Annotated in this window: 10 protein-coding genes; 2 read left to right on the top strand and 8 right to left on the bottom strand. The window is 32.6% G+C overall.

From position 1 onward, the window contains the following. Positions 1-35: 35 nt before the first annotated feature. The gene (locus NMK29_RS01205) at positions 36-4,433 is read right to left on the bottom strand and encodes a T9SS type B sorting domain-containing protein (RefSeq protein WP_159092342.1); all 4,398 of its coding nucleotides are present in this window, start codon (positions 4,431-4,433) and stop codon (positions 36-38) included. A 597-nt stretch (positions 4,434-5,030) separates the two neighbouring features. Here NMK29_RS01205 and NMK29_RS01200 point away from each other — a divergent pair. Next, positions 5,031-5,648: an SPOR domain-containing protein gene (locus tag NMK29_RS01200; protein ID WP_108805254.1), complete on the top strand. Its 618-nt coding sequence runs from the start codon at positions 5,031-5,033 to the stop codon at positions 5,646-5,648. A gap of 77 nt (positions 5,649-5,725) precedes the next feature. Here the strand turns inward: NMK29_RS01200 and NMK29_RS01195 are convergent, their stop codons facing one another. From NMK29_RS01195 to yiaA, 6 genes are all read right to left on the bottom strand, one after another. Continuing rightward, positions 5,726-6,070 carry a DUF6515 family protein gene (locus NMK29_RS01195; RefSeq protein ID WP_108805253.1) on the bottom strand — a complete coding sequence of 115 codons (345 nt, stop codon included), beginning with the start codon at positions 6,068-6,070 and terminating at the stop codon, positions 5,726-5,728. 73 nt (positions 6,071-6,143) lie between these two features. Continuing rightward, positions 6,144-6,695, bottom strand: a complete 552-nt coding sequence (locus NMK29_RS01190) for a GDYXXLXY domain-containing protein (RefSeq protein WP_108805252.1) — start codon at positions 6,693-6,695, stop codon at positions 6,144-6,146. Between the two features lie 11 nt (positions 6,696-6,706). Beyond that, the gene (locus NMK29_RS01185; RefSeq protein WP_159092341.1) at positions 6,707-7,990 is read right to left on the bottom strand and encodes a DUF2157 domain-containing protein; all 1,284 of its coding nucleotides are present in this window, start codon (positions 7,988-7,990) and stop codon (positions 6,707-6,709) included. A gap of 77 nt (positions 7,991-8,067) precedes the next feature. Further along, complete coding sequence (locus NMK29_RS01180; RefSeq protein WP_108805250.1) at positions 8,068-8,343, bottom strand: hypothetical protein; 276 nt, start codon at positions 8,341-8,343, stop codon at positions 8,068-8,070. A 32-nt stretch (positions 8,344-8,375) separates the two neighbouring features. Further along, a complete protein-coding gene (locus NMK29_RS01175) occupies positions 8,376-9,137 on the bottom strand; it encodes a tetratricopeptide repeat protein (protein ID WP_108805249.1) in 762 nt (253 codons plus the stop codon). Positions 9,138-9,262: 125 nt separating this feature from the next. Further along, positions 9,263-9,739 (bottom strand): inner membrane protein YiaA, encoded by a 477-nt coding sequence (yiaA, locus tag NMK29_RS01170; RefSeq protein WP_108805248.1) that lies wholly within the window; start codon positions 9,737-9,739, stop codon positions 9,263-9,265. 178 nt (positions 9,740-9,917) lie between these two features. On the opposite strand from yiaA, the gene NMK29_RS01165 reads away from it, so the two are divergent. Further along, positions 9,918-11,426: a hypothetical protein gene (locus NMK29_RS01165; RefSeq protein ID WP_108805247.1), complete on the top strand. Its 1,509-nt coding sequence runs from the start codon at positions 9,918-9,920 to the stop codon at positions 11,424-11,426. Here the strand turns inward: NMK29_RS01165 and NMK29_RS01160 are convergent. After that, complete coding sequence (locus NMK29_RS01160) at positions 11,402-12,706, bottom strand: hypothetical protein (RefSeq protein WP_159092340.1); 1,305 nt, start codon at positions 12,704-12,706, stop codon at positions 11,402-11,404. The two genes, NMK29_RS01165 and NMK29_RS01160, sit on opposite strands and share 25 nt — an antisense overlap. Between the last annotated feature and the right edge of the window lie 37 nt (positions 12,707-12,743).

Genomic DNA, 12,743 nt, shown 5'->3' with positions numbered 1-12,743 from the left:
CTTGCTTGTTTTGAAATTGAGATATAATACTCTCATTATCTTTTTAGTGTAAAGTGTCTTCTGAAGGTCGCTGATCCATCTCTAAATTCTGCGACAAACCAATAATCTGAGGCAGGAAGAGGTTTGCCCCCATAGGTTCCATCCCATTGATTATCTCTATTTAATTGTTGAAGCAGTTTTCCGTATCTATCAAAAATAAAGATGTCCATTTCTGGCGTGTCTGCATTTCCAATGACACCCCATTGATCATTAATCCCATCATTATTAGGAGTAAAAAAGTTTGGAAAACCAACTACGAATATAGATGCTGTAATTGAACCACATCCATTGATATCTACTGCAGTTACCTCATGTAATCCCAGCGAAACATTTGTAAATATGTTACTTTCTTGCAGAATTCCATCATCTAATACATACTCATAAGTACTATCCCCAACAACAGTTGCTATAATATCAGTGCTATCCGAAAACGCTCCTGCAGACAATTGAAGATCTAAACTCTCTGGATCACTAACACCTATAATTATTACCTCTGAACTTTCCGTACACATTGATATCACATCTGTATAGGTTACTGTATATGTTCCAGGCTGGGTAGCTTCGTAAAAAGATTGATTTGCTCCTGGAATTACAGTTCCTTCAAAACTCCATTCAAAAGAAAAATCTATATCACTTAATTCTGTATTAATTACAAAGGAAGTAATTGTAGAAGGTCCTACACATATAGTCCCTGACTCTATTTCTAATTCTTCGACATTTATAATTTCTACAAAAAACTGAACTTCATTTTCACAATTATTAGCATCAACTTCTCTTAAAAAAATCGTTTGACTTTCTTGTATAACATCTCCAGCATTTAATTGCGTTCCACTTCCGTTAGATCCGGTATAATAACTCTGACCACTTTGTAACGCAGGTAATGTATAACTTTCACAAAAACGATCTCCCGGATTTGTTGGAGCAACAGGATTAGGTAAAGGATTTATGGTAATATCAAGAACTTCCTCATCAGAGCAGTTCGGTGTTGTTCCGGTTTCTGCATATACATAAATTACCTGGCTTGTGCTAATTATTTCACCAGCATTAAGCTGGATACCTGCTCCATTCATTTGCGTAAAATAATTTCCGACTGTCAATGATGGTAACTCATAAGATTCACAAGCTGCAATTGGATCTATAGGATCAATAACCGGAATATCTAGAATTTGATAAAAAACATCAATACGGTCACTAGCACAATTTTCTGTTGTATCAAAAGCTTCTACCCTATATATATAATCACCAGCTGCAGTATCTACTGGAGTATAGGTAGTACTATTCATTAGTAATGAATTTCCATCTTGATCATACCAGTTTGCCGTTTGACCCGGTAATACATCTACCGATAACACTGGTGCAGCAGAACCAACACAAATACTTTCATTACTCGGATTTGTAGGCTCCACAATATCTGGACAACTACAATCCGGAGCAGTAACCATTAAAGTTCCTACACAATCAGTATTACTAGGATTTGTTGCTGTTATTATTACATCAACTCCATCTGTAATTCCTGTAATCATTGAATTAGTAACATCAATAGTCCCTTCATTAACTGGGTCTATTGAAATATCCCAAGTACCATTGGTAGTAAATGACAGATCATAGGTCGCTCGGTCAGCAGCACAGGTTGTTGACCCAAACACTAGTGTAGGCACTGTACTAATAGTTACAGATATTACTGCAGTATCTGTACACCCGTTACTCGTTACTGTATATGTATAATCGCCTTCAATATTAGTATCCGCAGTAATTGTACCACCAGGAATTACGGTCATCATAGCATCAGTCCATACACCTCCTGCATCTTCTCCAGTTAATTCATCGAACAGATTAATAACAGTAGTATCTCCTTCACACAAAGCAACTGGTATCGGAGGTGTATCATTTGGTTCTCCTGCTTCTGGCGGAGCTGTAACGGTAAATATAACATCCACCAAATCGCTCGTACACATTTCAACAGGGTCATAGGCTTCTACTCTAAATATATTATCTCCTAATACCAGTTCTGCTGTTTCTGGTGTAAATGTATCTGTATTTTGGGCTCTAGCAATAGGGGTTACTCCATCCGCAAGATACCAACGCCCTTCTAAACCTGGAGCAAGTGTAACTGTTACAGAAGGTAATGGTGTTGCATCAATACACGTTATTATTGGTCCAGCTGGTACAATAGGTTCATCTATATCTGGACATTGACAAACATCATCAATTGTAACATCTATTAAGTATCTAATTGGTGGGCAACCAGCGGATAATACAGGGAGAGTATATATATAAACTCCATCCAAAATACCGGTTACAGTAGGGTCTAATGTTCCTAAATGACCTCCTGTAAGCGCTGTACCCATCGCAGGAACGCTCCAGGTTCCTGTGGTTAATGTACCTGCTGGCAATTCATCAAATAAATTGACAGGATCACATATAGTAATAGTTAGAGGGTCGACATCTACATCTCCTATTTCCTCTCTCCAATCTCTTTCTTCTGTTAAGGGATTATGATTATTAGGGAAATCAGTAGGAACGGTACCACCGTTACTAGCATTTATTTCTACAGTTAACCTATCTAACACCACAGTATCAAAAGCATTATCCAAACCATCTCCATCTATATCAGAGCCATCCGCTATAGTATTAGGGATTCCATCCTGATCTATATCATAAGCTTCTATAGTATCCTCTAAACAATCTCCTGATATAGGGTCTGAGTTTACATCAATATAATCAGGAAGCGCATTGGTATTAGAATTTATTGGAGAAATTGCAGTTCCATTGGTATCATAACTATCATCCACTCCATTAAAATCCCCATCTACTCCACTTGGAGCAATATAACCGACTGTTGACTGTCCTTCTATATTATCAATAATTCCATCTCCATCAGAATCGATATCTAAAAAGTCTTGATTAGAATCCGTATCAGAATTAATAACATTATGAACTACTGTAGTAGATGTACCATCTGTATTAATTGCTCCATCAAAACGTCCATCTCCATTGGCATCTGCCGCCGCATTTCCGGACTCGACTATATCATAAATACCATCATTATCTGCATCCAAATCCTGGGAATTTGGGATTCCATCACGATCAAAATCGCAAGCATTCGTGGATAAGAAAATATTGTCTATACCAATATCGTTCCCATTCCCATCGGTTCCTTGTCTATTAATCACTCGTATTGTAACAATATTAACTCCAGCAGGAGCGACAAAGGTATCTTCTACTAAGATCCAAGCATCAGAACCGTTCGCTATTTCACCAGAATCCTCGCTAAAAAGAGGCGTACCTGCAACTTGATCTAAAACCTCTATGGTTAAGTTTGCAGGCAACTCTCCTGCATTATTATTTAAACTAGCAATAGACATGCTAAAATTATATTCAAGTCCAGGAGTAACTGGTAAATTTTCGGCCACAAAAACAGGCAAATCTGCGAATGCGCTCGATTTCATATTTATAGCCAGATACCTACCATCTGTATTTCCATCAGCATCAACATCTCCTACAAGATCTGTAGCAAGAAATGTAGCATCAAATCCTACATTTGTGCGATAGTGAGTAGAAGTAGCAACGTTATATTCTCCGTCGTTTCCATTAATATCTTGTGGCAACACAGGATTGTAAGTTAAACCTAATCCTTCTGCATATCTGCTTCGTGTTGGACCTCCGAAACCAAAATCTTCTTCTAATACAAAAATTGGTGTCGTCGTAGTTGCAGTACAAAAACCATCTTCTATAGTATCCGGAATACCATCGTTATCATCATCATTATCTGTTGTATCAGGAACTCCATCATTATCAGAATCATTATTCCCGCACGGTTTTACAGTTATCACAGCACTAACAGGAGGGCACGCTGCTCCATTATCAATAGTATATGTAAAAGCCCCTCCATTAGGATCTGCGGTATCATATGTTCCTGTTCCATTACTCCAAACACCTCCAGGTTCTGGCCCTCCATCTAATTCATCAAATAAATTAATAATACCAGTTCTACCACATAGAAACATCGTTGTATTTAAACCTGGATTTGGCACCTCTTCTACAGTAACTGTTACAGTACTTCTAACTGAACCCGAAGAACCCCCATTAACAGTAACCGTATAAGTTGTCGTTTCTAAAGGCGTTTCTCTATAAAACGAACAAGAACCATCACCACTAGGAAATGGACAGTTTCTTATAAATGTTGGATTAACTGTTTTCTCCCATTGTACATTATAGGTGCTCGTTCCTCCAGAAGGCCTGGGGGGATCTATATCTAGATTTAGTTGGATTTCAGTCCCTTTACATACCGTTTTTGCGGTTAAGCCATCATCGGTCTGAAAAGTAACAGTTTGACCATAACTAAAAGTAAATAAAAGTAGGGCTAGGCAACTAGAAAATAGTGTCCGTGTCATAATTGTTGGCATTTATTGAGTTGGTTTTTATAAAAGCACCATCAACATATAAATACTGTAATCCACAACAAATTATCGAACTAAAGAAGTTCATAGGTATATTTAAAGAGATTTGGGTATTGGGTATGTTTTCACGTTCTATCCTATGTACTTTTCGAATAATCTCCGAATGCAATTGTTCTTTACACCATAAATGGGGAAAAAATAAATGCCGTACCCATAAGGATATATTTGTGTTCACGATGGTTAAGTTTAGTGTATAGTAATATTTTCGCAGTTTACTTCAACATAGGGTGGGCGGATTATTGAAACAGACTACCAAAAAAAGAATAACGCACGATTGTATATATTATTTCTACACTTCTAAAGTATTCGATATCCTGCTATCAAAACTCGTCATGAGTACAGTTTTTCAATATTTATTATTTTTATTGACAAAAAATCCTACATATCAATACAGATATTTTATCGCAAAAATTCTTTGTCAAAACCCTATCAAAACACGTACTATTAAAACAATGATTACGGTTTATCAGTAATTTAATTTTTGGGTAAAACAATAATCAACTATATTTGAACACATTAAAACCACAACTCATGCCTTATATCAGTGATGATGAACTACTAGATTTTCAAGTTCAAATCGACAATGCTAAAGAAGAAAAAAGAGCCACTAACTATACTCATACCAAAGCTCTTAGAGAGGAACAAGAAAATAGTAGAAAATTTAAAATTGCTACAATAATTTTAGGAATTATTGCTCTTTTAGGAGTAGCAGGAACTATCTATTTTATGAAGTTTAACACTCCTGATAACTTGATTGCTAAAAGTGAATCTAAAGCAAAATCCGACATACTTAAAAATAAGATTGCTGAACTCGAAGAGACTATTAAGAATTTATCTATGGATCAAGAGATCAATGCAACGAATAACAATGCTAGTGAACAGCAGGAAAAAGCATCTTTACAAGGAGAACTTGTTTATGCGGTTCAGATTGGGGCTTTTGAAGAAAAAGATTTATCACTATACTCTGATAAGTTTGTGAATTTTAAACAAATCAAAGCAGGAAGTTTTAATAAATATGCGTTGGGTAATTTTGCTTCATTAGCTGAAGCTAAAAAATTTCGTAGAGAATTGGTAGGCTTAGGTTTCAGAGGTGCGTTTATTGCTTCTTACCAAAACGGAAAGCGAATAAAAATTGAAGAAGCTTGGTAATAAAAAAACCTCGAGGTTTTTTTATCAAACCTCAAGGAATTTTCTTAACTAAACTAACCAACTCAATCCAAAACTTATTACACATTTACTACTACAAAAGTTCTTCCAGATTTCTTGTAGAATACTCCTTTATGCTTATAGTATCGTACACCTCTTACCTTAACAGTTCTATATCCATTAGGTAAAGTACTTATACGCAAACCAACCGGAGCAGTAACTTTTACATATCTTCTATTCTTTTTTACATACCAGACACCATTACTTCTATAATATCTTACATTTTTATGTACTACAACTCTTGGTTTATGCATCTTGGCAACAGCTACTTTATTTGCCGGATGAACCCTTACCGTAGTTGCACAAGAGGCCGTTAATGTAAATAACATAATTCCGATTACTAATGTTTTCAATAATGTCTTCATAATAATTACCTTTTATTGTTCTTCATTAGTAGGACTACGATTATAAAGAAAGGTTTAATCTAATTTCTATATTTCATTTTTCTACATATTCTTTTATAGGTATATCATCTATTAAAACATCTTTAAGAACTGCATGATCATCCTTGATATATACTAGGGCATATATATTATTAGACAAGCTATCTCTATTTGCTTCGACATAAGCCATTTCGGCGTCATATGCTTTTGTCTCTTCCATATAAAAAGTATTGAACGGTAATTGAAAGTTCACTTTACCATTGTAATAATATGTTACTCTGGCAGTCACATAATCTTTTTTCGTTTCTATAGGTATTTTACTGATCTCAGAAATATCAGCAAATCCTTCTTGATCATTCTTAAGATAAATATAGATTTCTTCTCCTACCACGTATGTAGTATCTTTAGTATCGAAGTGATCCATCTCATATTGTAATGTAATATACTTCCCTCTAAAGGGATCTGTAGGATCAACAGGTCTTGTTTTAAATTTATAAACTGTTCCTGATACTAATGCATCCTCATTGTTCATTATCATCTGAATCGGTACAAAAATTTGAGCCAATGCAATCACAATAAATAGGATAAATAAATAAATGATTTTCATATATTTTACTTTTATAAATTAGAATCTTTTTCTTGCTTTTTTAGCATTATATAATTGGTTAGAAAAAACCCTAACCCAACTATTACGAACAACAACCCTCGCACAACAAAACTCATGTCTGTATCAAAAAATCTACATATAATGAGTATAGAAACTATCAATAACCCATAATTAAGAATTCCAAAATTAAATTTATCAACTCCAATTTTAATTGCAGTAATTCCAAGGGCAAAAACCAACATATTAGTTAAAATCATAGGTATTATCTCCATATGAGAAAGTGCGAAAAACAACACCCAAAATATTAGAAATGAAACTTGGAATAGGTTTATAGACTTAATGCCATTTTTCACAACATTATATAACAAAGTAGAAATTGCTATTACAGCTAACACCACCGAAATATAGAATTCTTGTGCCTGATACATAGTTGCATCATGCATCTCTTCCCATATCCATTTAAATGTAAACATCATTAATAGAATGATTGTTCCTAGAGAACCAATTATTAAGAATCCATTTCTAAGTGTTCTTAATTTTTTAAATATTGACAATCTCCCAATATTATAGAAAACTCCGAAAAGAGTAACATACATTATAAAACCTAGCTCTTCATTTCCTTTGATGAATGCTCCTAAACCAATCATAGTACTAGCAGGAATGATCCAGTTAAGAATTGTAGTTGCATTACTAGATATATTATTTTTTAGCTGCAACCAATAATGTGGTATGACACCTAACATAAAAATAAAATACCACCAAGGAATACTACGGTTTCTATAGCTCCAAAAACCAACTTCTGCAGCATAATATGTACTTGACAAAATGACAAGAAGTGCTACTGCATGAGACCTAAGCAAATAAATTAACGGCAGACATAGTATCGTCCAAGTTTTTAAAAATGTTCCTAAATCTCCAGATATATTATAAATCTGACTTACTAAAGAAATACTGGCGCCTACTGCAAAAAATAAAAAAGTTCCTGAAGCTTCTTTCCAGGCACGTCCTTTATTTTTCAAAATCGAAAAACCAACAATACACTGACCAATGATTAAAGGAACAAATGCCAATATAGTTTTTGTTAACCTTGAAAAATCATCCCAATTATGAGCTAACATTAGAATAATTCCAGATCCAACTAACAACGCACCAAAAATTCCAAATATCGTAAACAGTTTATTAGATTTAGCTCCCTGTTTCTGATCATAATATGTAGATATCTTATCTGCGATCTCTAAGGAGATTACTTGATCCCCAACCAATTCTTTTAATTCTTTATTAAATTTTGAACTCATAATTTTGATGATTAGAAAGTTGTAATTATTTAGATAGCACATAGAAACCTGCAGCCTTAAGGCTATTTAGAGATTAATTATTGAACACTATAACAGAGTAAAATAATTAAGCTAAAAATTAGCTCTAACAAGGAAAGTTCGAGAGGTTTTATATACTTTATCAGAATTCGATCTATTATAAAAAAAGGTACAAAAAGAGCCACTCCACTCAAAATTAGTGCTCCTCCTAAACTAGCTCCACCACTAAGAGTTAGACCATAAACTCCAAAAGGAATTCCAAAAGCGAAAACCAGAACCCCTATTATTAAAAACAAAGTCGGCTTGTTCTTTGAATTTTGTTCAATATTCTTCATTATAAATCGATAAAAATGACTTATTTTTTATTTTACTTCTTTTTACAATAAATATAAATTAGGTCTTCAACAGTGGTATCACCTAAGCTTCTGGCTTTTTCTAAATCCTCACAAGCACTTTTTGTTTGTTTTTTTGAAGGTTGAATATTACCACTCCCTGTTAACAAATTAATCTTAGCTGTACCTCTATTCGCATATGCCTGAAAATAATTTGGATAAAATTCTATCGCCTTGGTATAATCTATAATCGATTGCTCAAAGTTTCTAAGTATATCATTAGCAGTTCCTCTAATTAAATAAAGCTCAGGGTCCGTTGAGTTAATTTTAAAGTACTCATCGCAGTTCTTAATTACTTCTCGGTATTTCCCTTGAGAATAGTTAATTCTCGCTATCCAATATATTGATGCTTCCATCATTTTATTATTATTATTTTTATCAATAACATAGTTATAATCTGCTTTAGCCTGATCTAGATATCCTGCGTGCATTTTAGACAGCCCTCTATCAACAAAAGAAGCCATGTCTGTGCTATCAAGTTTTATAGCCTCTGTAAAATCAAGAATAGCAAGGTCATATTCCTTTAACCTATCTCTTGATAATCCACGATTAATATATCCTGTTTTCCTAACAAGATCTATGTCAATTTTTTCAATTAACTGGGTGTAATTTTTTATCGCTTTCTTGTACTTTCCTTTTTTAAAGTTTTCATTTCCTTTTAAGTATATAGCAGTTCCCTTATCCTGTGAAAAAACTGTTATTGATATTAAACATACAATTACTATTTTTTTAAACATTTTTGAATTATTAATTCATTATTGAACTATACAAAAAAAAGGCAGCTACAGTCATAGCTGCCTTTTCTAATCATCAAAACAAGGAACTACAATATTGTAGTCCCTCCTTTTGATTTACTCTCCAATTACACTTCTTTTGCCTCAATGAATTTTTTATCTCTCGTATTTTTCTGTACCGCAATCGCTGCAAATAAACTTAGCGTAAATGACATCCCGTAGAAACCTTTTTCGCTTAAATCCAGATCCGCATTCCATAATCCTATAATTAACAAAACAATAGATGCTAACGCGGCAAACCAGCTAATTCCATAATAGATTTCAGTAACTTGCAATCCCTCTAATTTATCACGCACATTTTTCTGAACGGATACAGCAGAAAATAATCCGAATAGTAAAATAGTAAAATAATATCCTTTCTCATTTAATAGCATATCTGCATTCCATAAACCCGTACAGAATGACACCATACCTGCGAATAATGCTACCCAAGATGCTCCTATAAAAGCTGGTGTCGGTTTTTGATCATATATTTTGATTTCATTTTTATCAACTTGATCATTTACAATTTCTTCTGTTACTTCGTTGCTAAACTTGTAATCCATAATAATTAATTTTGATGATTAAATTTTATTTCAATTATTTGTTTTGAACAGGGCAAATTTGCGGCGACTTGATGAGTTTAAAAACTCAATTTTTATAAAAAACTTACGATATAATTATAATTTTTATTTAAATTAGACTTTAAAAAAAGGTTTTTTTATTTAAAATACTTACGATATAATGAATCCACTTTCTTCTATAATAGCTACTTTATCTATTGAAGAAAAAAAGAGTTTCATTAATTATCTAAAACATAAAAACAAAAGAAACGACACCAAAAACATCCAGTTATTTAAGATTCTAGACACATCATCCAATCATAAAGATTTAGATGTGAAAATATATGGAAAGAGTGCTAAAGGCGCTTATCACGCGCTTTGTAAAAGATTACATGATAGCCTTATTGATTTTATTGCTACCAAAAGTTTTGAAACCGAAACTTCTGAAGAAATGGAGATTTTTAAGCTACTTCTGGCAAGTAGAATTTTCTTTGAACAAAAACAATATAAAATAGCCCTAAAAACAATAAAAAAGGCAGAGCTAAAAGCCAAAACATTTGACCTTTTTAGCGTATTACACGAGATACATTACACAAAAATCCAATATGCACATGTCGATCCAAATACAACTTTAGTATCCTTAATACAAGATTTTAAAAGAAATCAAACTTTATTGCAACAAGAGGAGAATCTAAACCTTTTTTATGCTAACATTCAAAATGAGCTTTCACAAAACAGTAATAATATATCGTTGATTATTAAAAACTCTTTAAATCAATTCGATATATCGGTTACTAATGATCTAACTTTTCGATCATTATTTAAGATTCTTGATATTACCAATCGAGCAGCAAATGTTACTCGAAATTTCTATTCGCTTCTTTCTTTTGTAGAAAAAACATATAAACAAATTGAATCAAAAGAACAACTTACGGATAAGCATCTATTCTACCACATCCAGATTCTCTATTATGTTGCTAATTCTTATTTCAGAAATAAAAATTTTACCACTTCCTATAAATACCTAAAGCAAATGGAGGTGCAAATGCTTAAGCAGAAGAAAAAATATTACAAAAGATTTCTCCCTCAACTCACACTCTTAAGGGTACTAAATGATAATTATACTGGAAAAGCCAAGGAAGCCATACTACCCTTAGAAAATTTTAACTATAAGCTTTTTAAAGATCAAACTACTTATATATTAGATTTAAAATTAACGCTAATTGTTTTTTACTTTCAACAATCACGTTCCAAAGAAGCACTAAGACTTCTAAATGAATTGCATCATAGCGATGTTTGGTACACAGAAAAAGCAGGGATTATATGGGTTATAAAGAAAAATCTAACGGAAATACTATTACACATAGAGTTAGATCATTTGGATTTAGTGACTTCTAGAATGAAAAGTTTTAGAAAAAAGCACCGTTCTTATTTAATTAATAATAATGAACACAGAGTTTTAGAATTTTTATCCTTAGCTACCAGCTTTTATTTTAATAGCCATACCATAAAAACCGACGAATTTATATTAAAAATAGAACATTCTTTAATTCAGAATAGCCCCGATCAAGAGGATATTTTTGCAATGAGTTTTTATGCCTGGTTAAAGGCAAAAGTATTACAATTAGATTTATATGATACTACACTACAGGTTGTACATCAATCTCAAGAGGACTCATCTTCGATTTGAATGTGTTTTTTTTGTTTAATCATCAAATCTAATAACAACACAAACAATACTGGTAACATCCATTGGTGATATATTAGATAACGACCAATACTATGCTGTACAACACAAATTAACAACACATTACTAAAAGTAAGCAACAAGAATACAAAAGCTAGTAAAGCAATTTTTTCTTTTCGCTTTATCCAAATATAAAATGAGCTTATCAGTAATAAAAGGGACAACCATATCATGTAAAATCCTCCAAAAGCATTCGCTACATTTTTATAAAAGAGATCCACACATTTCCAAAAATTATCAAACAACAACGGTAGCCACATACTCATTAATACCTTATCATTTTCAATCAAAGCTTCATGAGAGTTTGGATCAGATGGCATTAAAAACTTTCTCCCTTCAATTGAAAACACACCGTAAGATATATTCACAAAATTATAATCAAAATGATGAAATACATTATCATTTACCGGCTTATAAAAATCATCCAAAAGTTTACGCTCAAAGGCTAAGGAATACATATGCTTGTAATACTCCTGAATTTTAAGATTTTCATAAATTTTATAATCACTTTGATCAGCTACAAAAAATGGCATAATCATTACCTGAAGCCCTGTACTAGAAATATTTATATATTTATCATGAACTATATAATTAAAGGTTTTCTGAGTCACAGAAACCAGTAGCGGCATCAGCAACACAAATACTATTGGAATCAAATATTGCTTAATTTTTTTATTCACATATCCTCTATATACCAATATTAAAAATAGTACTGGAAGTATAAAGAAAAACTGAGTTCGTATTAACAATCCAACAAAAATACTTAGCAACAACATCATTATAACTCTTTTACTTTTCAAGAAAAGATATTGTATCAAAAATGAAGAAATCATCAAAAAACAAGGAAAAGCTAATCCTTGTGTCACAATACGATTTACTGTCAAATATTCAGGAATTACTACAGGCGCCAATAACATCACTTCGATCAACAATATCAATCGATAATCTAAATCAAACACCTTTTTAATCGTTTTAACCAGATACAAACAAGAAACAAAACTTAAAATTAATTGAATAAATACTATAACATAGTAATAATGAGCTTCTCCAAACAATTTTCTAAAAACAAAAAGAAAAGTTCCATATCCTGGCGGCGTAATCAAAGAAAGACCAACATAACTCATAGTATCTGGTTCTACAACTACTCCAACCCAAACAACATAGATGCAAACAAATAAATACAAAAACATTCTAAGTAAACGATGAATCAAAGTATACCGCATAAACAACTTTATAATTGAGGATTAAATGTAGTGCAAT

The organism is Aquimarina sp. Aq107 (genome assembly GCF_943733665.1).
In the GTDB taxonomy this organism is placed as follows: Bacteria; Bacteroidota; Bacteroidia; order Flavobacteriales; family Flavobacteriaceae; genus Aquimarina.
This window is presented reverse-complemented; position numbering and strand designations above follow the sequence as displayed.

What these genes read in the sequence shown, in the direction of transcription:
- NMK29_RS01205 (WP_159092342.1), bottom strand. Translation starts at nt 4,433, where the DNA reads ATGACACGGACACTATTTTCTAGTTGCCTAGCCCTACTTTTATTTACT.
- NMK29_RS01200 (WP_108805254.1), top strand. Translation starts at nt 5,031, where the DNA reads ATGCCTTATATCAGTGATGATGAACTACTAGATTTTCAAGTTCAAATC.
- NMK29_RS01195 (WP_108805253.1), bottom strand. Translation starts at nt 6,070, where the DNA reads ATGAAGACATTATTGAAAACATTAGTAATCGGAATTATGTTATTTACA.
- NMK29_RS01190 (WP_108805252.1), bottom strand. Translation starts at nt 6,695, where the DNA reads ATGAAAATCATTTATTTATTTATCCTATTTATTGTGATTGCATTGGCT.
- NMK29_RS01185 (WP_159092341.1), bottom strand. Translation starts at nt 7,990, where the DNA reads ATGAGTTCAAAATTTAATAAAGAATTAAAAGAATTGGTTGGGGATCAA.
- NMK29_RS01180 (WP_108805250.1), bottom strand. Translation starts at nt 8,343, where the DNA reads ATGAAGAATATTGAACAAAATTCAAAGAACAAGCCGACTTTGTTTTTA.
- NMK29_RS01175 (WP_108805249.1), bottom strand. Translation starts at nt 9,137, where the DNA reads ATGTTTAAAAAAATAGTAATTGTATGTTTAATATCAATAACAGTTTTT.
- yiaA (WP_108805248.1), bottom strand. Translation starts at nt 9,739, where the DNA reads ATGGATTACAAGTTTAGCAACGAAGTAACAGAAGAAATTGTAAATGAT.
- NMK29_RS01165 (WP_108805247.1), top strand. Translation starts at nt 9,918, where the DNA reads ATGAATCCACTTTCTTCTATAATAGCTACTTTATCTATTGAAGAAAAA.
- NMK29_RS01160 (WP_159092340.1), bottom strand. Translation starts at nt 12,706, where the DNA reads ATGCGGTATACTTTGATTCATCGTTTACTTAGAATGTTTTTGTATTTA.